A 21099-nucleotide genomic window follows, 5' to 3' on the forward strand; every position below is an offset into this window, starting at 1 on the left:
ATGAGCCTTTTACCCGTCGCCGACGCTCAAGAGCGCCTGTTGAATAGCGCAACCCCGCTCCATCGCATCGAAAGCGTAGCGCTCGACATGGCCGAAGGCCGGGTTCTCGCCAGGGATCTGACCGCACGCCTGACACAGCCGCCCTTCGATGCCTCGGCGATGGATGGCTATGCCCTGCGTTTCGAGGATGCCGCCGAACCGGGGGCCGAGTTGACGATGATCGGTGCTTCGGCCGCAGGTCACGCCTTCGAGGGTCTGGTCGGCAAGGGCGAAGCGGTGCGCATTTTCACCGGTGCGCCGGTTCCGCGCGGAGCCGATGCGGTGTTGCTGCAGGAAGACGCGGAACGGCTGGAAGACGATCGCATCCGCACGACCTATCCTCTGCGCAAGGGGCAGCATATCCGCCCGCGCGGCCAGGATTTTGTTGAAGGTGAAACGGTGCTTCCGGCGGGTACGGTGATGGATTTCTCACGGCTGACGGTTGCCGCCGCCATGAATTACCCTGCACTCGATGTTTATCGCCGCCCGCTGGTGGCGATCCTTGCGACGGGCGACGAGCTGGTGACGCCCGGCAGCGAGCCCGGTCCCTCGCAGATCATCGCATCCAACACATTCGGTATTGCCGCACTTGCCCGCAGCGCCGGCGCGCATGTGCTCGATCTCGGCATTGTCCCCGATGACAAGGCCGAAATCACCGCCGCGATCGGTCGCGCGCAAGTGGCGAAGGCTGATATCATCGTCACGCTCGGGGGCGCCTCGGTCGGCGATCATGATCTGGTGCAGGCCACCATGGTTGAGGCCGGCATGCAGCTCGATTTCTGGCGCATTGCCATGCGTCCCGGCAAGCCGCTGATGGTCGGCAGTCTTGGCGAAACCCATGTTCTTGGACTGCCCGGTAATCCGGTTTCCAGTCTCGTCTGCGGCCTTCTGTTCCTTGAGCCGCTGATCCGCAAGCTCGCCTCGTTGCCGCCGGTGAAGCGTGAAGCCATGGCGCGAACTGCCGTAACGCTAGCCGCCAACGATCAGCGCCAGGATTATATCCGCGCAACGCTGACAAAATCAGCAGATGGCGGCTGGCTCGCCGAGCCCTTTTCCAAGCAGGATTCCTCAATGATGAAGGTCTTTTCCCGCTCGGACTGCCTCATTGTCCGGCCGGCGCGCACCCCCGAGGTTGCTCCGGGCTCGCCCTGCCCGGTTCTGTTGTTGCGCCCTGAGTTGCTGAGCTAAGCGGATATGAAAATGCCGGGCAGTTGATCCGCCCGGCGTGAATTTCGTCAAATCTGAAGAGGGAATTACTTCGCCGGCTTTTCGTGGTGGCCGCCGAAGCCTGCGCGCATTGCCGACAGCACCTTGTTGGCATAGTCGTCATTGCCGCGCGAGGCGAACCGGCCATAGAGCGCGGCGCTAAGCACCGGTGTCGGAACGCCCTCGTCGATTGCAGCCGAAATCGTCCATCGGCCCTCGCCTGAATCCGATACGCGGCCGGCATATTGCGAGAGGGCCGCATCGCCATGCAGCGCGTCGGCCGTGAGATCGAGCAGCCAAGAGGTGATGACACTGCCGCGGCGCCAGACTTCGCTGATCTCGGCGATGTCGAGGTTGTATTGATAATATTGCGGATGCGACAGCGGCGCGGTTTCGGCGTCGGCTTCGGTGGTCTGCAGGCCGACATTGGCATGACGCAGCACGTTGAAGCCCTCGGCATAAGCAGCCATCAGGCCGTATTCGATGCCGTTATGGACCATCTTGACGAAATGGCCGGCGCCGGACGGGCCGCAATGCAGATAGCCCTGCTCGGCGGTGCTGACGCTTGCGGCCGCTTCGGAGCGCATCTTCGATGGAGCGACATCGCCCACGCCCGGTGCGAGCGTTGCGAAGATCGGCGATAGATGCTGCACCGTCGCCTTTTCGCCGCCGATCATCAGGCAATAACCGCGCTGCAGGCCGAAAACGCCGCCGCTCGTGCCGACGTCGACATAGTGGATGCCTTTCGGCTTCAGCTCTTCGGAGCGGCGGATGTCGTCATGATAATAGGAGTTGCCGCCATCGATGACGATATCGCCGTCCTCGAGCAGCGGAACGATCTTGGCGAGCTCCTTGTCGACGATCGCAGCCGGCAGCATGAGCCAGACGGCGCGGGGACGGGAGAGCTTCGATACGAAATCTTCGAGCGAGGTGCTGCCGGTGGCGCCGAGCTGTTCAAGCTCCGAGATGCTTTCCGGACGCGCATCGAAAACGACGGCGCTGTGGCCGTCCTTCATCAGGCGCTGCACCATGTTGCTGCCCATACGGCCGAGGCCAATCATTCCGATTTGCATGTGTCAGTCTCCTGGGAGGGGTTTAATCGGTTTGAAAACTCCATAAAGACATTTCGTAATATTTGCCAATGAACAAATGGCGGCGCAAGCTATGCAGGCGGATAGGAGCCGGCAGAAAATGCCCCGCTCACGCATCTGTGATATTGCCGCCGCTGCCCCTGCCTTCGTCGTTCTACGGCTGACCATAGGTCCGGATATCTGCACTTCCTTGATACCGCGATCTCGCTTCGCTGGCTTGAACAGAAACGTTTATTTCAACAAAACTATCACAATTCATGGTCCTAAGCCGCAGGCGAAATTCGCTGCGAAATGGGGTAAGTTCGTGATCGATCCGATGTTCCTCGCGCAGCTCGTCTACCAAGGCGTTTAACGTCTCGTCGTCAAAGGAGGCACCATGGCCACTCCCTTAAAACTGCCGCTTGTTCCGGCTGCATTCTTCGGTATGGTCCTCGGTCTCGCCGGCCTCGGCAACGCCTGGCGGGCGGCAACGCGTGTCTGGCACCTGCCGGGGCCAATCGGTGAGACGATCGTCTTCCTCTCGGTCGCTGTCTGGGCGGTGCTGATCGTGCTCTACGTGGTGAAATGGACGGTGGCGCGCGAAGAGGCGTTAAAGGAAGTGAGCCATCCCGTGCAATGCTGCTTTATCGGCCTCCTCGGGGTTGCCACCATGCTGGTAGCAGGTGGCTTGCTGCCCTATTCCCGCGTCGGCGCTGAAACCCTGTTTATTCTCGGCGCCTTCTACACGCTCGCCTTCTCGGTCTGGCGAACCGGCGGCCTCTGGCAGGGCGAACGCGATATCACCGCCACCACGGCCGTGCTTTATCTGCCAAGCGTGGCCGGAAGCTTCGTAACTGCCATCGTCGCAGCCGCCCTCGGCTTTCCCGAATGGGGTCAGCTCTTCTTTGGCGCCGGATTTTTCGCCTGGTTGGCGATCGAATCCGCGCTGCTGCACCGGCTTCTAACGGCGCCGGCATTATCGCCGCCGCTGCGCCCGACGCTCGGCGTCCAACTTGCGCCGCCGGCCGTCGGCGCGATCGCCTATATCAGCGTCACGCAGGGACCGCCCGACCTCTTCGTGCATGCCATGATTGGCTACGGCATCCTGCAGGCTTTAATCATGCTGCGTCTCCTGCCTTGGATCAATAAGGAGGCCTTTAGCCCCACCTACTGGGCCTTCACCTTCGGCGCGACCGCACTGGCGACTGCGCCCCTACGGCTGATCGAGCGCGGCGAAACGGGCCCGGTCGCGCAGCTTGCGCCGATCCTCTTCATCGCAGCCAATATCGCCGTGGGATTGATCGCACTCGCAACGATCTGGCTGATTGCCAATCGCAAATTGACCATCGGCTGGGTTGAGTTGTCGCGCCAGGATACCGGCGCCATTGGCCAGCGTTGATATGCTGCGGCACGCCACAGAATTCAGGAGTAGATATGCTGGATCACGTTACAATTGGCGTTAGCAATTTTATGAAGCAGCGTTGGCGGCAGGCGGGCGAGACAATGGACCGCCAGGCATCCGGTCCCATTATCATCCCGACTATTACGGCGCTTTTGTCTTTGATCCGATGGACACAATATCGAGGCCGTTTGTCGCCTGCCGGTGACCTGAATCTGTCCTAGGGCACTTGCCCGGATTGACTTTCCTCACGCGGTGCCCGCTCGTCACTCCACCGGCGGCCCGACATAGCGAGCGCGCGGCCGGATAAGATGACCGCTTGCGGATTGCTCCATGGCATGCGCCAACCACCCGACGATGCGGGCGAGTGCGAATATGATCAGTGGCGCGTCCTGCGGCAGATGAAAGGCCGACGTCATTGCCGTCAGCGCAAAGTCAACATTGACGCGTTCTCCAATCAGCTCTTCCGCCACGTTGCGAACTTCCGAGAACAAAGGCGGCAGAGTAAAGCAGGCAATCAGCGCCTGAGCGCGCGCATCGCCGTCGGGATAGAGCGGATGACCGACTGCCGATAGCGGCCGTCCTTCGGCGAGATAGCTTCGGACCGCCTCCTCCGCGCCGATGGCGGCGGCACGGTCCATTAGCAAGCGTACGCCTTGCCACGCGCCGCCATGTAGCGGCCCGGTCAGTGTCGACAGACCGGAAAGTGCGGCGGCCGATAGTGGCGCGCCCGCAGATGCGGTGATCCGCGCCGTGAAGGTCGAGGCATTGAGCTCATGGTCGGCCAAAAGAACCAGAGAACGGCGGATGGGTTCGCCAGCATCCGGTCGGTTCCACACTTCAGCGAGGCGCTGGTGCAGCGGCAAATGAGGTAGGCCGGGTGCCAGTGCATCGGCAACGGTGCCGAATACGCTTTCCGCTTCGGTCTGCAGTGCGGGCGGCGATCGTCCCAGCGAAGGCAGATCGGTTGTCGTGCGTTCGGCCAAAGCGGAAAAGGCGGCCGTTAGCGTCGGCAGCCTGTCATTGCGGCCCTGCCCTTTTAGCCGCAAAGGCCGCCTCATGTCCCATAGGAGCAGCGCGACCTCCTCAAGCGTCGCCTGTTCGGCAAGCTTCACCGCATCCTGCCCGCGGTAGAACAGCCGCCCCTGCAAGATTGTCGACAACGCCGAAGGTAGCACGGGATCGCCCCATTGGATGGCATCGGCGGCCACGGTCTCGCTTTTTCGACGACCCGCGTGGCGCGCCGCCAGCCGCTTCACGTCCTCGGTAAAATAAAGGCTTCGCCGCGTATCGGTCGGATCGGGTTTCGCGCGAATGCGCCCACGGCTGACATTGGCGTAAAGCGTCTGCGATTTGGTGCCCAGCAGGGTCAGCGCCTGCTCCGCGGTCAGCCAGCTCATGGTTCCTCACATTGATCAATAGCATCAAGATTGACGTCAATGGAAATAAGACTCAACTAAACGCATAGTCAAAGGAGAATAATGATGAAAAATGGTCTCGAAGATATCATTGCTGCCGAAACCAAGCTGTCCGATGTCGATGGCGCCGCCGGCCGGCTGATCATCCGCGGCGTGTCGCTGGACGACCTGGTCGCGACCAGCCGCTTTGAGGATGTCGCTGCGTTGTTGCTGGACGGTTTGTTCGAACAACATGCCGACGCCGCAAGCATCCGGACGCTATTGGGCGCCGCGCGCGCGGAACTCTTTGCGCATGTCAAAGCGGCAGATGCGGTATTGCTGGCTTTGCCGCCCGTGGACGCTATGAGGGCGCTTTTGGCGCGTATCGGAGACGGCGATGATTTTACCACCGCCATCCGCCTCATGGCGGCGCCGGCGGTCTTCCTATCCGCGGTGCTGCGCCTTCAGAATGGCGAAAAACCAATCAAGCCCGACGCCTCCCTGTCTCAATCCGCCGACATCCTGCGCATGCTGACGGGCAAGCATCCGACATCCGAACAGACAGCCGGGCTGGATGCCTATCTGGTGACGATCTCGGACCACGGACTGAATGCTTCCACCTTCGCCTCCCGCGTTATCGCCTCGACCCATGCCGGCCTGACGTCGTCGGTGTTGGCTGCGATCAGCGCGCTCAAGGGACCGCTGCACGGCGGCGCGCCCGGCCCGGTCCTCGACATGCTGGATGCCGTCGGCGAGCCGGAGAATGCCCGCGCGTGGCTGTCGCAGGCGCTTGACCATGGTGAACGGCTGATGGGCTTTGGCCATCGCATTTATCGCGTCCGCGATCCCCGTGCCGATGCTTTGAAGACGGCGCTGCGGCCGATCTTTGCGAGCGGTCAGGCCGATGCCGGCCGCATCGCGCTTGCCGAAGCGATCGAAGCCGCGGCTCTGGCGCTGTTGAAGGAGCGCAAGCCCGACCGCCCGCTGGAAACCAATGTCGAATATTATACCGCGCTGCTGCTCGATGCCCTGGGCTTTCCGCGCAACGCCTTCACCGGCGTCTTTGCGATCGGTCGCACGGTGGGCTGGATTGCTCATGCGCGCGAACAGATGCTCGATGGCCGCCTGATCCGTCCACAGTCACGTTATGTGGGGCCGTTGCCGAAGGCGGCCTAATAGAAGCGGCTGGCCGGTCGGATAGATCCTCAAGCGGCTGCGACCTGTCGCGGCCGCATCAGCCCTTCGCGGATATGGCGGGCGAGTTCGGTTACGGGTGGCGCCGTCTCGCTTTTGGGTAAGTAAAGGCTGACGGAAAAGATCGGCAGGTCCGGCAGGCCATCGCCTGCGCCGAGAATATCGAGATCGGCAGGGACGGTCGAGCAAAGCCAGGCGGTGATTGCAAGGTCGGTGCGCACAGTCGCCGTCGTCGCCTCGATATTGCCGTTCTCGAACACGGTGCGCCAGCGGCGCCCGTGATCTCGCAACGCCGCGAAAACCGAGGGCCGGAAGGCGCAGGTATCGGCCACCATTGAAATCGGCAGCGGGTCCTTTCGGTAAGCGCTGCCCGCTCTAGCACCGACCCAAACGAGCCGGTCGATTGTCAGGCATTCGCCCTTGGAGGTGCCGAGCGGCTCCTCGATGACACCAAGATCGATTACACCGTTGTCTAGCGCCTGCATCAACTCGGGCGACGAGCCGCAGACCAGCGAAATCTCCACCTGCGGATGACGTTCGGCATAGGATCTGAGCACCGGCGCCAGAACCGTCCCAACGAGATCATGGGGCATGCCGAGCCGCACGCTGCCCTCGACCGTAGTTTCCGTCATGTCGGCCCAGATATCGTCGTTGAGGATCAACAGCCGCCGGGCATTGCCGAGCAGTCGTTCGCCCGCATCCGTCAGCCGCAATCCGCGCTTTTCCCGCTCGAACAGGGCGCAGCCGAACATCTCCTCCAGCCGCTTGATCTGCTGACTCACGGCGCTCTGCGTCATGTGCAGCATATTGGCCGCAACGGTCATGCTGCCGTGATCGGCAACCGCAGTAAAAGTTCTGATGAGAGCGATATCGAAGTTTCGAGCCATTGGTGCATTATAAACGCTAATGCATCGCTCCTTCAACATTCGTTTTTCTGATGATGGCTGCTCGGATATGTCTTCACGGAAAAATGAAGAGCGACCCTGCATGACCATCGAAGCCCTGTTGCCCCTGATCCTTTTTGCGCTCGTCTCGACTATTACGCCGGGCGCCGCGACGACGATTGCCACGGCTTCCGGCGCGCATTTCGGCTTTCGTCGCTCCATACCGATCATTGCCGGTTGCGCCGTCGGTCTCGGTTCCGTCGCTTGCGCCGCAGCGGCCGGATTAGGCGGACTGCTGATGGCCTTGCCCGCGCTGCAAATCGTGATGAAGACGCTCGGTTCGCTCTATCTGATCTGGCTTGCTCTGCGCATCAGCCGAAGCGGTCCGCCGCGTCTCGGCGGTGACATGGCGAAACCGGCAGGTTTTATCGCCGGCATCTGGATGCTCTGGTACAATCCGAAGGGCTGGGCAATGACGATCGCTGCCGCCGCCTCCTTCGCTACCTTGGCAAGCGACTCAGCCACTCTCGCCATTGTGTTTGGCTTGACCTTTTGCCTTGTCGCCGCATTTTCGCTGTCTATTTGGTGCGCCGCTGGGCAATTGCTCGGCCGTCTGCTGAAAACACCTTTGCAATGGCGCGCGCTCAATTTTTTCCTCGCCTGCCTGCTTGTGATTTCCATCATTCCCATGTGGCGCGGATAAAACAAAAATAGCGAATATGCCGCCAATCGTGTGGGATTTTGCGTATTTCGGGCTAGCAAAAATGATGGAACCATAGCCCTTACCACAAAGGGCTAACCACAAAGACCGCTCGCTTCTTGCCCTGGATTGGTGCTATCTGCGCGCCCTAAATGTTTTCCAACTGCCATGGTGCAATATGGAACGCTACGCACGACATTGTGACAATATCGGCGTAAACTGCAGCCTTAGACCACAAGATGAATTCGGGGGCCACTTGGAGCGCCGACTGACTGCCATTCTTGCTGTCGACATCGTGGGCTACAGCCGCTTGATGGGAATGGACGAGGCCGGCACGCTGGCAGCGGTCAGGCAGCATCGCGCCGAAGTTTTGGACCCCAGGATTACCGAACATAAGGGGCGCATCGTCAAACACACCGGCGATGGCATGCTGGTCGAATTTTCGAGCGTAGTGAACGCAGTCGCCTGCGCGGCCGAAATCCAGCGCGATATGCTGAGGCGCAACGAAGACGCACAGCAGGACCGCCGCATCGAGTTGCGCATCGGCATCAATCTCGGCGACGTCATAGTCCAGGATGGCGACATTTTTGGTGAAGGCGTCAATCTGGCGGCGAGACTAGAAGCCATTGCCGAGCCGGGCGGCATCGCCGTCTCCGCCTCTGTGCGCGATCATGTCGGTTCTCGCCTTGGCGTTTCCTTCGAGGATCGCGGCGAACATTCCCTGAAGAACATCGCCCACAGCGTCCGCGTCTATACCGTTTCTCTCAGCGCGCCAACGACCTCATCGGTCGTCGCTCTGCCGGTGCGGGATGGCCGCAAACGGCTGCTTGCCGTGCTGCCTTTCGTCAACATGAGCGACGACCTCGAGCAGGAATATTTCTCCGACGGGATTACCGAGGACCTGATCACCGATCTTTCGCAAATTTCCGGCCTCAACGTCGTCGCCCGCAACACTGTCTTCACCTACAAGGGAAAGTCCGTGAAGGTGAAGCACATAGCACAGGAACTCGGCGCAGACTTCGTTCTACAGGGCAGCGTCCGTAAGGCTGCACAGCGCGTGCGCATTACCGGTCAGCTCATAGACGCCCGCAACGGCACGCATCTCTGGGCCGGCCGTTTCGATCGCGATCTGACCGATATTTTCACCATCCAGGACGAGATCACCCATGCGATCGTCGACCAACTAAAGATCAAGTTGCAGCCGGAGGAGAAGAAGGCGATCGAGAGTGAGCCGACCGCCAATATCGAAGCCTATACCTATTACCTTCGCGGCCGACAATTTTCGCATGCCTGGACGCGGTCCTACCTGCTCTTGGCGCGGCGGATGTTCCTGAAGGCCGTTCAGCTGGATCCGGATTACGCCCGCGCCTATGCCGGCATAGCCGATTGCGACTCGGCGTTGAGAGACTGGAGCCCGCGCGAGTTTCCGCTGGAAAACATCATGGCGATGAGTGCCAAGGCATTGGAACTCGATCCGAATTTGGCGGAAGCCTACGCTTCGCATGGTCTGGCACTGCATCAAAGCGGACTGAACGAGGAGGCGACGGCCGCCTTCGCGCGCGCCATGGCGCTGCAACCGAACCTCTATGAAGCGAATTTCCACTATGGCCGCTTCCTGTTCATGCATGGCCGGTTTGAGGAGGCCGTGTACTATTTCGAGCGTGCGGCGGCGATCCGCACCGACGACTATCTGTCACCGGTGCATCTCATCAGTGCCTTCCGCTCACTCGGTAGGACAATGGAACTGGAGCACTGGGCAAGGATCGGCATCGAGCGTGCGGAACGAGCGCTCGATCTCAACCCGGAAAATTCAGGGCCCGCCCACCGCGGCGCCATCGCCCTCGCCCACCTCGGCGAGGCGGGGCGAGCCAGGGAATGGGCGACGCGTGCCCTCACGATCGATCCGGACGACATCTGCGCCCAATATAATGTCGCCTGCGCCTATGCCGTGCTCGGCGATCGCGATGCTGCCCTGGACCTGCTCGAGAGATTGCTGCCGCTAAGCTCTGCCTATCAGGTGCTCTGGTTCAGCAATGATTCCGATCTGGATTCGCTGCGTGACTTGCCGCGTTTCCAGAAAATGTTCGAGAGGTTCAACGTGGGGCATACCCCGGAGGAGCAGAGGGTATCCAGCGAAGACGAAGCTCTTTGCTAAAGCAATTCCAGAAAAGTGCGCAGCGTTTTCCGTCCGGAATTGCGTGAAAACAGAGCGGGTCAGAGATTCCCTGAAAAGCTGAACCGCTTTAGAACACCGCACCTTTCGGGATTACGCTCGGCTGCGCCATAGCCAGACGGCCAGAGAACCGGCGCGGCCGCGCAGGCTCGCTTCTATCGGGCCATCGAGCTTGCCTTCAGTATAGGGTTCGCTGTCGCGACCGGCCGACTGCAAGAGGTCGTTGCTGAACGCGATCTCGGCATTGCTGCGGGCGGCCACCTCCATTAGGCGGCTGGCGACATTGACGGTATCGCCGGTGGCCGTGATCTGCTGACGGCTGTGAACGCCGAGCCTGGAGGCGACGACGGTGCCGAAATGCGCGCCGATCTTGAAGCCGATGCGAGATGCGATGGTATCCGGCAGCGTTCCAAACCAGCCTCTCATTCGATCGGCGAGGTGAATGCAGCAGCACGCGGCATTGGCAGCATCGTCGTCCTTCGGCTGCGGCAGGCCGAACAAGATCATGGCGCCATCGCCCATGAAGCTGGTGATGGCACCGCCGCAGGCCGTTACTTCCTCGTCGACAAGATCGTAGAAGCCGTTCAGCAATTCGCGCACCGCCGTGGGGCCGATCGCTTCGCTGAGACCTGTGAAGCCATTGAGATCGATGAAAACCACAGCCGCTTCCTGGCGCACCGGTTCCGCTAGAAAACCGGGATCGCGGGCAAGATGTTCGGCAAGGCCCGGCGCCTGAATGCGCTGGAGGAGTTCGCTCTGCTGCGCGAAATGCCTGGCCTGTTTGCGGCCAAGCCAGAGCTGCGCGGCGCCGAACAGCAGCGCCGGCGGCATCGCGGCGGCGATGGGCACGGCGGCACTCAGCCAGATACCGTGCTTGAAGGCGTTGATGTTGATCGACAGCCAGGCAAGGACGACGCAGAGCGCCACGATCAGGCCGATAGTGTTGCGCCGCCAGGCCAGCAGCCCGACGAGGACGACCGGCAGGCCTGTGGCGAAGCCGAGGTCAATAAGGCGCGCATTCCGGTCGCGCACCAACCCGTCCCCGGCGATCAGATGCGTGATCGATGTGGAAATGACCTCGACGCCTGGCAGGACTGGATCGAACGGCGTCGGAAAAACATCGCCGCCCCCGGTAACCGTCGCGCCGATGACGACGATGTGGTCCCTGATCGCCTCCTCCGGCAATTGCCCGGTCAGTGCCGCGCTGGCGCCGATGGTGCGGATCGTGCCGCGCGGACCGTAGAAGGAGAGCGGCATGAGATAGCCGGTATCGGTATGCACCACCCGGTCACCGAGCTTGATGTGGTCGGAAATGACGGTCGCAGCCTCGCCGGTCGCGGCGGAAGCGACCCGTAGCGAGAAGGACGGTTCGATCCGCTCGCCGCTGCGAAACAGCATGGGCACGAAGCGCGGCGTTCCCGTCTTGTCGGTCTGCACGTTAACAACACCATTGGCCGCCGCCTGCGCAAACCGCTGCTGCGGCTCCAGGAATTGCAGCGCGCTGGGTATGCGCGTAAGCGGCTCCTTATTATCATCGGCAACGCGCTGGCGGCTTTCGGGAAAAATGCCAGCGACGGCAAGCACGGCGTTGGTCTGTCTCAGCGATTGCGCCAGCGCCGCATCGTCGGCTTCTGCGCCGGGGTCGACTAAAAGCATGTCGAGCCCGATCGCTTTCGGCTTCAGTGCGGCGATTGCGTCGATGACTTTTGCGAGCGTGGCACGGGGCAGCGGGTAGTGGCCGGCTTGGCGCGACGCCTCATCATCAATGGCGACGATCGTAACGACGTCGGGCGGTTGCCGGCTGCCACCGAGCACATTCCTGAGATTGGTCAGCGTTGCCTCGGCGCCGTCAATAAAGGGAATGTCGCCCCGCAGATGGGCGATGCCAAGGCCCGCGCCCCAGACGGCGGTCAAGACGAGCGCAATCAACGTCTGCAGCGGTGGTCTGCGCATGGGAATCAGGATCTCACTGGCCGAGGCGGCCCATCAACGCGTTTATGCGTGGTTGTCCCCAGTTGGTAACACGCAGGGGACCACGGCTGTGATCGACATCGACCCCCTGCCCGCGTCCAAGCGTAACTCCTTGTCCGGTCGAAACCTTGTTGACGGCGACGCGGCCGCGCAGCACCAGCACGGATGTCTTGCCGCGGCCCGCATCGACTGCCCATCGTGTGCCGCGCACGGCGGCGATCGCCTGCGGCGTCACCACTTCGAACCCGCCCTTGATCCGGCCGTTGTCGACATCGACCAGCGCCGCCTTGCTGCTCAGCACCACAGCATCAACCTGGCCGTCGCGATTGCGGTCGGCAAGCCGATAGCTTGCCCCGCGTTCGACAGTGATGCTGAGGCCGGGCTCGCAATTCAGCGTCTGCCGCTCGGCACTGACCGTCGGGCGTAGCGAACAGCCGGTTGTTTGTGCGGAGGCCGAACCGGTTCCGATCACGCACAAAACGGCGCCTCCGGCAGCGCCGAGAAAACGGTTTGTCTGGCTCATGATTGTGCCCCCTCATGAAATATATGTGTGGCGGTAGGCCCCTAAATTCCAGCCGCAGCAATATAAATCCGTGAGAAGTGATGATGCGTCAGGAGCGGTTAATCTGCAAGTTGTCGTAGCCCTTGGCTTTGTAGAGGATGGTCGAAATCAGCCAACTCAGTAGGAAGATGCCGACGACCGCGAAGCCGAAATTGGCGAGATTGTCGTTGAGATCGCCGATGAAGCTCCAGACGCTGCCTTCGAGACCGAGTTTGTCGGAGATCAAGCCCAGCACCTCGATGCCGCCGATGAAGACGGCAACGACTACCGAAGCAGCGGTGATTGTCAGATTGTACCAGAGCTTGCGAACCGGCTTGACGAAAGCCCAGCCATAGGCGCCGGTCATCAATATGCTGTCGCTGGTGTCCATCAGCGACATGCCGGCGGTGAAAAGCGCCGGAAAAACGAGAATTGTCCAGAAGGACATTCCCTGTGCCGCCTGCGCTGCGGAAATGCCGAGCAGGCCGATCTCGGTCGCGGTATCGAAACCGAGGCCGAAGAGAAAGCCGATGGGATACATGTGCCAGGACCGTCTCACCACCTTGAACATCGGGCGGAATACGCGCGCCAGCAAACCGCCCCCGACCAGCAATGTGTCGAGATCCTCCTCGACGATCCTCTCGCCCCTTCGCGCGCGGTTGAAGGCCGACCACACGCCCTTGAGCACGAACAGATTGGCGACGCCGATGAGAAGCAGGAATGCGGCCGACACCGCCGTGCCGATGACGCTTCCGACATCGTGGAATGAATCGAGCTTGCTCTGCATCGCGGCGGCCGTTGCGGCAATGACAACAGACGCAAGCACGACGATCGTTGAATGTCCGAGTGAAAAGAAGAAGCCGACAGCATAAGGCTGTTTCCGCTCCTGCATCAGCTTGCGCACCACATTGTCGATGGCGGCAATGTGGTCTGCATCAAAAGCGTGCCTTAAGCCGAACATATAGGCTAAAAATGCGGTGCCCAGCAGCGACGGCCTGTCGGCAAAGGCGGTCCATGCCCAAATCCAGGCAGCAATGTTGAATGCAATCAGAACAACATAGGTGATGGCAATTTTGGTTTTCGACCGTCCCGCCCGATCGTCAAATGGATTGAGTATCATACTTTTGTCCCACTACGCTTGCCGGCAAAGTGCCACGGAAATTGGGAAGACGCGACAGTCAAATGACGTAACGGCGGGACTTCTTGCAGTGGGGAAAACCAATTGGCTAACGAAGTCTGTCGAGAATGCTGGTCAGATCTTCCCTTAGCCTGACCGGCAAATCCATTCTTCCGTGCAAGGTGCCCATCACGCCGATCTGCCGCTCGGCAGCTCTCGAAAAAATATGAAGTGCCGCTCGTAACGGCTTAAAAATATCGAAGACGCGGCATCGGCAGGCGCAACCAAATTTTTTGGCAATCTACGCCAAAGAGCTTTGGCTTTCGAAAGCTGCTCCAAGTGGGCGTGATGCCCTTCATATACTTATTGGCTTGAGCCTCGCCCTATCGCTCAGCGGTATCGATCCAGATGCGGTTCTGAGCCGCATCCGCACGAAAATAGAACAAACATCCGTTCATGCTAACGCGATTGGTTGCGACGGATCACATCTTCGGCGGAGACGGCGACAAATTCACTTTCGTCGGCCAGCAGCGCAGGCTGCAGCTCTTCCCGTAGCCATTCCCAGGCCTCGGCGCGTGTCTCCAGATCGCGGCGGATAAGTGCCCGAATATATTCGCTGGCATTTTCATAGAGACCATTCTCGCCGATCTGCCGTTGAATGTGGGCCTGCAACTGGACGCTTACCCGGACGTGAATGCTATTGTCCGATGCCTCCGCAGTCTTCAACTGAGCGGAGTTGTAGCACATAATGTCAACAATCAGATTTGGGAAGGCCAATCCGCAAGAGACGCGGTCCGGCCTTCCATCGCCCTTAAACCAATCGGCTCTGTTCGGTCGCCGCTTCGATGAAGCTCGAGAACAGCGGGTGAGGCTCCAGCGGCCGCGACTTCAGTTCCGGGTGGTACTGGACGCCGATGAACCAGGGGTGGTCGGGATATTCGATCGTTTCCGGCAGGACACCATCCGGTGACATGCCTGAGAAGGTCAGGCCGCAGTCTTCCAGTCTGTCCTTGTAATCGATATTGACTTCATAGCGATGGCGATGGCGCTCCGAAATATCTGTGGAGCCGTAGATTTCCGAAATCTTCGTGCCCTTCTTCAGTGCGGCCTTATAGGCACCGAGGCGCATCGTGCCGCCGAGATCGCCGGATGCCGTGCGCTTCTGCAATTCGTTGCCCTTCAGCCATTCGGTCATCAGGCCGACAACCGGTTCCGGCGTGGGTCCGAACTCGGTCGACGAGGCATGCTCAACGCCGGCGAGATTGCGGGCAGCTTCGATGACGGCCATCTGCATGCCGAAACAGATGCCGAAATACGGCACCTTGCGCTCGCGCGCGAAACGGGCAGCCAGGATTTTGCCTTCAGAGCCGCGCTCGCCAAAGCCGCCGGGCACGAGAATGCCGTGGACCTTTTCGAGATACGGCGCCGGATCTTCCTTTTCGAAGACTTCCGACTCGATCCATTCAAGCTTGACCTTGACCCGATTGGCGATGCCGCCGTGATGCAGCGCTTCGATGAGCGACTTATAGGCATCCTTGAGGCCGGTATATTTGCCGACGATGGCAATGGTCACCTCGCCTTCCGGTGTGCGAATGCGATTGCAGACCTCTTCCCACTGTTCAAGGCGCGGCTTCGGAGCCGGCTCGATGCCGAAAGCGGCGAGCACCTCGTTGTCGAGGCCTTCCTTATGATAGGCCATCGGCACGTCGTAGATGTTGGCGACGTCGAGCGCCTGGATGACGGCCGAAGGGCGGACATTGCAGAACAGCGAAAGCTTGCGGCGCTCGGCCTCGGGGATTTCCCGGTCGGCGCGCACCAGCAGAATGTCGGGATGAATGCCGAGCGCCTGCAGTTCCTTGACGGAATGCTGCGTCGGCTTGGTCTTTAGTTCGCCGGCAGCAGGAATGTAGGGCATCAGCGTCAGGTGGACGTAAATGGCTGTACCGCGCGGCAGGTCGTTGCCGAGCTGACGGATCGCTTCCATGAAGGGCATGGCCTCGATGTCGCCGACGGTGCCGCCGATCTCGCAGATGACGAAATCATACTCGTCATTGCCTTCGGTCACGAAATCCTTGATCTCGTTGGTGACGTGCGGAATGACCTGAACGGTGGCGCCCAGATAGTCGCCGCGACGTTCCTTGTCGATGATGTTCTTGTAGATGCGACCGGTGGTGATGTTGTCGGTCTTGGTGGCCGAACGACCGGTAAAGCGTTCGTAATGGCCGAGATCGAGGTCTGTCTCCGCACCGTCGTCGGTCACGAAGACTTCGCCGTGCTGGGTCGGGCTCATCGTGCCCGGGTCCACGTTCAGATAGGGGTCGAGCTTGCGCAGGCGGACCCGATAGCCACGGGCCTGCAACAACGCTCCGAGAGCCGCGGCCGCAATTCCTTTTCCGAGGGAAGAAACCACGCCGCCAGTGATGAATACATATCGCGCCATGGGAGTCACCGGATACCTTTTAACAAATGATTCCGCCAGCCCTAAAATTCGTTTCCGGAATTTTGGACGCAGAACGCGGAATGTTGACAAAACAAAACCGGCAGATCGAAGATCTGCCGGAGGATGATAGTCGATGACCGGGCTTACTGGCCGGTCGGAACGCCGTTGCCACCCTGGGCCGGCGTGGTAGTCGTCGCGGGCGCCGTCTGCTGACCGGTGGCCGGAGCAGGCTGCGTCGTCGTGGTTGCCGGCTGGGTCGCCGTCGGAGCGGGCTGGGTCGTCGTCTGAGACTGCGGAGCAACCGCGCCGCTGTTTGGAACGCCGTTATTGTTGGCCGGCTGCGACTGGCCGCCTGCTGGTGCCGCGCCCTTCTGGCCGCCGAGCGAATCGAGAATGCCGTTGCCCTGACCGGCGGTGCTCGGAATACGGTTGAGAATGTCGGTCGGGCGTCCTTCGAAGCGCGAGTAAACATTCATGCCCAGCGCCAGTGCAAAGAACAGCGCTGCAAGGATTGCCGTGGTCCGCGTCAGCGCGTTGGCCGTGCCACGCGCGGACATGAAGCCCGATCCGCCGCCAATGCCCAGGCCACCGCCCTCCGAGCGCTGAATCAGCACCACGCCGATAAGGGCGATGACAACCATGAGATAGATGACAAGCAGTACGGTTTGCATAGGTCCAGTCCTGCCCGCGGGCGCGGGCATCAAAAAGAAAAGCTCGCGGCTCTTTACATGAGGCTTTCGCCTATTCCAAGTCCTTTTAAGACTGGAATTCCGGCAAGTGACACCTTCAGGCGAACTGCCGTTCGAATGCGCTGTAGATGGCGAGGAAGTCTGCCGCTTTCAAGCTCTGGCCGCCAACGAGGAGGCCATTGACATTAGCGACCGCCAGCAGGTCAGCCGCATTGGCGCCGCTGACCGAGCCGCCGTAGAGAAGACGGAATTTCTCGCCGTCGCCGCCGAAGCGCGCTACCAGCTCCCTACGAATGAAAGCATGCGCTTCCTCGACATCGGCGGAAGTGGGAACCTTGCCCGTGCCGATCGCCCAGACAGGCTCATAGGCAATGACGGTCGTTTCCGACGCAGCCCCGTCGGGTGTGGAAGCGGCAAGCTGGCGCTTGAGCACATCCAGCGTCTGGCCTTGGTCCCGCTCGTCGGCCGTCTCGCCGATGCAGATGATGGTGGTAAGTTCAGCCGTAAGTGCCGCTTCCGCCTTGGCGCGCACCAATGCATCGCTTTCGGCATGATTTCTGCGGCGCTCGGAATGGCCGACGATCACATGCGTGCCGAAGCAATCGGCGATCATCGCGGCGGAAATGTCGCCGGTATGCGCGCCGCTGACCAGCGAATGGCAGTCCTGCGCACCGATCGCCAGCGGGCTGTCGTCACAGAGCGCTGTTGCCACGTAGAGCAAGGTTGCCGGCGGGCAGAGCAGCGTATCGATCTTCTCCGATAACGGCGCCTTCACGCCCTCGGCGATAGCCTTGATTTGGTCCAGGCTGGCCCGGGTGCCATTCATCTTCCAGTTTCCCGCCAGAAGCGGTCGTATTCTATCTGTCATTCCGCGTTTCCTCTCACCTCTCTGCCGCACTAACAAAACTGGGACGGAAAGAAAAGTTATTGAAAGCGGTCGGAACGAATTCAAACCATTTAAAAAGATCGTTCTTTCGAAAATAAGCCGAAATTTTTTCGAAAAGAATTATGACGGCTGTGGATCAAGGATCCAATTCAGCACCTTCCGCCAGTCGGTCATCCGTACCGGTGTGCCGTGGTTGCCGGTGGCAAACAGCGTAAATCGCGTGGGGTAATGCGCCTTGTAAAGCTTTTCGAACAGAGCCTCCTGATCGGCGGCGGCATAGACCGGATCCTTGCTGCCATGGGTGAACCAGATCGGCAATTTCGCCTTGTAGAGAGCGCTTTTTACGAAATCCGGATCGGTGACCCCGCTCAAAATCGCCATTCCCTTTAGACGCTTGACGCTCTCGGCGTCACGGGTGATGCCCCAGCAGATGAAGCTGCCCATCGACGCGCAGGTGAGAATGACGGGCCTGCCGCCGGATTGCTCGTAGGAATAGCGGATCAGAGCCGCGATGTCGGCGACGCCATCGCTGTTGAAGCTCTTCACACTCGGCGCGTAGTAGGTGCCGCCATTGTTATAGGCGAGATTCTTCAGCCGGTTGAAATTGCCGCCGAACGTAAAGTCGTTCGACCCCAGCCTGCGGTCGCCGCCGCGGCCGTGGATGAAGATCACGGTGAAGGACTGCTTGGATGCGGGGCCGATGCGCGTCACGTCGAGCTTGCGGTCTCCGAGCGGCAAGGTCTCGTCCTGCTGCGCTTTCCAGCGCACGCCGGTTGCGACATAGGCCGGCTTGACGCGCCGTTCCGGTACCTCGTCGCGGCCGTTGATGTCGCGCATTTCCTGATAGTCGATCGTTTCGAAAGCACCATTGTCATGGCTTTCGAGGACCGTCTGATTGGAAAACAGGTCATCCTTGAAAGGCTTCAGCGCGTCCGCGGCGGCGCCCGAAGCGGCTGCCAACGGCAAAAACGCCGCAATTGCTGCTAAAATCGACAAATGAGCTGTGGACATTCGCATGCGGATACTTCCCTCGATAGGCCCACGGGCTTGCCATTCGCCGCCCGGCAACGCAAATCTTTTTTCCGAATTTGCCCCATTACAGGGGTGCCATCGCGCTCGCGCGCCGTTTCTGGCAGAATCACGGTGATTCGCGAAACTGACGGCAACTGCGGTGATTTTGGGGTATGACCCCTTCAAGGACAAATCTGAACAGCTCCATGGATAACAGCAACGATCTCTTCTCCGCACTGCCCCTTCCGCCGAAGCCGGAAGCGGCGGACAAGCCGGTCGTCAAGGCTGAAAAGCCTGTGGCCGCCCCTGCTCCACGCGCAGCCCCGACAACTTCGAATGCTGAAGAGTATGGGGCGAATTCGATCCGCGTTCTCGAAGGCCTGGAGCCGGTGCGCATGCGCCCCGGCATGTATATTGGTGGCACCGACGAAAAGGCGCTGCATCATCTCTTCGCCGAGGTCATCGACAATTCCATGGACGAGGCCGTCGCCGGCCATGCCGATTTCATCGAAGTATATCTCGACCAGCGGGGCTATCTGACCGTCACCGATAATGGTCGCGGTATTCCGGTCGAAAACCATCCGCAGGTGCCGGGCAAGTCGACGCTCGAAGTCATCATGACCAAGCTCCATGCCGGCGGTAAATTCGACGGCAAGGCCTATGAGACCTCGGGCGGCCTGCACGGCGTCGGCGTATCCGTCGTCAACGCCCTGTCCGACGATCTCGAAGTCGAGGTGGCGCGCAATCGCAAGCTCTATCGCCAGCGCTTTTCGCGCGGCCTGCCGCAAGGCGGCCTGGAAGAACTCGGCGATGTCCATAACCGTCGCGGCACCCGGGTTCGTTTCCATCCCGATCCGCAGATCTTCGGCGAGCATGCCAAGTTCGATCCTGCCCGTGTCTTCCGCATGGCGCGCTCCAAGGCCTATCTCTTCGGCGGCGTCGAAATTCGCTGGAGCTGCGATCCGGAGTTGGTGCACGGAGCCTCCGATATTCCGGAAAAGGCGGTCTTCCATTTCCCCGGCGGCCTGAAGGATTACCTCAAGGCGACGATGGGCAACGAGTTCACCGTCACCCGCGAGATTTTCGCCGGCAAGTCGGAGAAGGCAAGCGGCCATGGTTCGCTGGAATGGGCGATCACCTGGTATGGCGGCGACCCGCAGATCCATTCCTATTGCAATACCATCCCCACCCCCGAAGGCGGCACGCACGAGGCTGGCCTGCGCATCGCGCTGACCAAGGGGCTGAAGAATTATGCGGAGATGACGCAGAACAAGCGCGCGGCCGGCATTACCACCGACGATGTGATGATTTCCGGCGTCGGCATGCTTTCCATCTTCATCCGCGAACCGGAATTCGTCGGCCAGACTAAGGACAGGCTCGCAACCGTCGAGGCGCAGCGCATCGTCGAAAACGCCTTGCGCGATCCCTTCGATCACTATCTGACCGACAATCCGGCCGAGGCTGAAAAGCTGCTTGAATGGGTGATCGAGCGTTCCGAAGAGCGCTTGCGCCGCCGCAAGGAGAAGGAAGTCAATCGCAAGACGGCGGTGCGCAAGCTGCGCCTGCCGGGCAAGCTCGCCGATTGTTCGCAGAATACCGCCGAAGGCGCCGAACTCTTCCTCGTCGAAGGTGATTCAGCCGGTGGCTCCGCCAAGCAGGCGCGCAATCGCACCAACCAGGCGATCCTGCCCCTGCGTGGTAAGATCCTCAACGTCGCCAGCGCCGGACGCGAAAAGCTGTCCGCCAACCAGCAGATCGCCGATCTCGTCCAGGCGCTCGGCTGTGGCACGCGTTCGAAATATCGTGAGGAAGATCTCCGCTATCAGCGTATCGTCGTCATGACCGATGCCGACGTCGACGGCGCCCATATCGCCTCGCTGCTGATCACGTTCTTCTATCAGGAAATGCCGGAACTGATCCGTGGCGGGCATCTTTTCCTGGCCGTGCCGCCGCTCTACAAGATCACGCAGGGGTCGAAATCCATCTATGCCCGCGATGACGCCCATCGGCTGGAGCTGATGGAGAGCGAGTTCAAGGGCAAAGGCAAGATCGAGATCAGCCGCTTCAAAGGTCTCGGCGAAATGCTCCCCGCCCAGCTCAAGGAAACGACTATGGACCCGACGAAGCGCACCCTGTTGCGCGTCGAGATCGACGAGGTGGATTTCGAGGGCACGCGCGAGGCTGTCGACAACCTCATGGGCACCAAGGCGGACGCCCGGTTCCGCTTTATCCAGGAACGCGCAGCATTTGCGGAGAATTTGGATATCTAGCGACGGCGTCCCCCGCCGCGGCAAAAACGACCTCGCGATATTTTTATCGAACTGACCGACATCCGTAACGAAAGCGTCACGGGCGGATGCATAGATGCTGCATCTTTGCGAA

17 protein-coding genes and 1 pseudogene are annotated in these 21099 nt (G+C 60.6%); 7 read left to right on the forward strand and 11 right to left on the reverse strand.

Going from position 1 to position 21099, the window contains the following annotated elements; translation table 11 throughout:
* The gene (locus K290_RS0118065) at positions 1–1227 is read left to right on the forward strand and encodes a molybdopterin molybdotransferase MoeA (RefSeq protein WP_028753241.1); all 1227 of its coding nucleotides are present in this window, start codon (positions 1–3) and stop codon (positions 1225–1227) included.
* 65 nt (positions 1228–1292) lie between these two features.
* On the opposite strand, the gene gnd is transcribed toward K290_RS0118065, so the two are convergent.
* A complete protein-coding gene (gnd, locus tag K290_RS0118070) occupies positions 1293–2318 on the reverse strand; it encodes a phosphogluconate dehydrogenase (NAD(+)-dependent, decarboxylating) (protein WP_028753242.1) in 1026 nt (341 codons plus the stop codon).
* Between the two features lie 394 nt (positions 2319–2712).
* On the opposite strand from gnd, the gene tehA reads away from it, so the two are divergent.
* The gene (gene tehA, locus K290_RS34480; protein ID WP_037135680.1) at positions 2713–3714 is read left to right on the forward strand and encodes a dicarboxylate transporter/tellurite-resistance protein TehA; all 1002 of its coding nucleotides are present in this window, start codon (positions 2713–2715) and stop codon (positions 3712–3714) included.
* 64 nt (positions 3715–3778) lie between these two features.
* Positions 3779–3927 (forward strand): annotated as a pseudogene (locus K290_RS39075) (VOC family protein); the annotation flags it as partial.
* 53 nt (positions 3928–3980) lie between these two features.
* Here K290_RS39075 and K290_RS0118090 read toward each other — a convergent pair.
* Positions 3981–5114 (reverse strand): citrate synthase, encoded by a 1134-nt coding sequence (locus K290_RS0118090; protein ID WP_028753245.1) that lies wholly within the window; start codon positions 5112–5114, stop codon positions 3981–3983.
* 84 nt (positions 5115–5198) lie between these two features.
* Here K290_RS0118090 and K290_RS0118095 point away from each other — a divergent pair, with 84 nt between their 5' ends.
* A complete protein-coding gene (locus K290_RS0118095) occupies positions 5199–6287 on the forward strand; it encodes a citrate synthase/methylcitrate synthase (protein WP_028753246.1) in 1089 nt (362 codons plus the stop codon).
* Positions 6288–6316: 29 nt separating this feature from the next.
* Here the strand turns inward: K290_RS0118095 and K290_RS0118100 are convergent, their stop codons facing one another.
* The gene (locus K290_RS0118100) at positions 6317–7192 is read right to left on the reverse strand and encodes a LysR family transcriptional regulator (RefSeq protein WP_172831021.1); all 876 of its coding nucleotides are present in this window, start codon (positions 7190–7192) and stop codon (positions 6317–6319) included.
* Positions 7193–7292: 100 nt separating this feature from the next.
* Here K290_RS0118100 and K290_RS0118105 point away from each other — a divergent pair, with 100 nt between their 5' ends.
* Entirely contained in the window at positions 7293–7892 is a 600-nt protein-coding gene (locus K290_RS0118105) for a LysE family translocator (RefSeq protein WP_028753248.1), read from the forward strand.
* Positions 7893–8145: 253 nt separating this feature from the next.
* Positions 8146–10044, forward strand: a complete 1899-nt coding sequence (locus tag K290_RS34485; protein WP_081670350.1) for a TPR end-of-group domain-containing protein — start codon at positions 8146–8148, stop codon at positions 10042–10044.
* A 111-nt stretch (positions 10045–10155) separates the two neighbouring features.
* Here the strand turns inward: K290_RS34485 and K290_RS0118115 are convergent, their stop codons facing one another.
* From K290_RS0118115 to K290_RS0118150, 8 genes are all read right to left on the reverse strand, one after another.
* A complete protein-coding gene (locus tag K290_RS0118115; RefSeq protein WP_028753249.1) occupies positions 10156–12015 on the reverse strand; it encodes a CHASE2 domain-containing protein in 1860 nt (619 codons plus the stop codon).
* Positions 12016–12028: 13 nt separating this feature from the next.
* A complete protein-coding gene (locus K290_RS0118120; RefSeq protein WP_028753250.1) occupies positions 12029–12556 on the reverse strand; it encodes a FecR domain-containing protein in 528 nt (175 codons plus the stop codon).
* Between the two features lie 88 nt (positions 12557–12644).
* Positions 12645–13694: a HoxN/HupN/NixA family nickel/cobalt transporter gene (locus K290_RS0118125; protein WP_028753251.1), complete on the reverse strand. Its 1050-nt coding sequence runs from the start codon at positions 13692–13694 to the stop codon at positions 12645–12647.
* Positions 13695–14150: 456 nt separating this feature from the next.
* Positions 14151–14438, reverse strand: coding sequence for a ribbon-helix-helix domain-containing protein (locus K290_RS0118130; RefSeq protein WP_051264125.1), 288 nt, complete (start codon positions 14436–14438; stop codon positions 14151–14153).
* Positions 14439–14502: 64 nt separating this feature from the next.
* On the reverse strand, positions 14503–16131 hold the full coding sequence (locus K290_RS0118135) for a CTP synthase (protein WP_028753253.1): 1629 nt from the start codon (positions 16129–16131) through the stop codon (positions 14503–14505).
* Positions 16132–16274: 143 nt separating this feature from the next.
* The gene (gene secG, locus K290_RS0118140; RefSeq protein ID WP_028753254.1) at positions 16275–16802 is read right to left on the reverse strand and encodes a preprotein translocase subunit SecG; all 528 of its coding nucleotides are present in this window, start codon (positions 16800–16802) and stop codon (positions 16275–16277) included.
* A 115-nt stretch (positions 16803–16917) separates the two neighbouring features.
* On the reverse strand, positions 16918–17688 hold the full coding sequence (tpiA, locus tag K290_RS0118145; RefSeq protein ID WP_028753255.1) for a triose-phosphate isomerase: 771 nt from the start codon (positions 17686–17688) through the stop codon (positions 16918–16920).
* 138 nt (positions 17689–17826) lie between these two features.
* Positions 17827–18723 carry a phospholipase gene (locus tag K290_RS0118150; RefSeq protein WP_028753256.1) on the reverse strand — a complete coding sequence of 299 codons (897 nt, stop codon included), beginning with the start codon at positions 18721–18723 and terminating at the stop codon, positions 17827–17829.
* A gap of 200 nt (positions 18724–18923) precedes the next feature.
* Between K290_RS0118150 and parE the strand changes: the two genes are divergently transcribed.
* Positions 18924–20987: a DNA topoisomerase IV subunit B gene (parE, locus tag K290_RS0118155; RefSeq protein WP_028753257.1), complete on the forward strand. Its 2064-nt coding sequence runs from the start codon at positions 18924–18926 to the stop codon at positions 20985–20987.
* Positions 20988–21099: the final 112 nt, after the last annotated feature.

It is taken from the genome of Rhizobium leucaenae USDA 9039 (assembly GCF_000426285.1).
Lineage (GTDB): Bacteria > Pseudomonadota > Alphaproteobacteria > Rhizobiales > Rhizobiaceae > Rhizobium > Rhizobium leucaenae.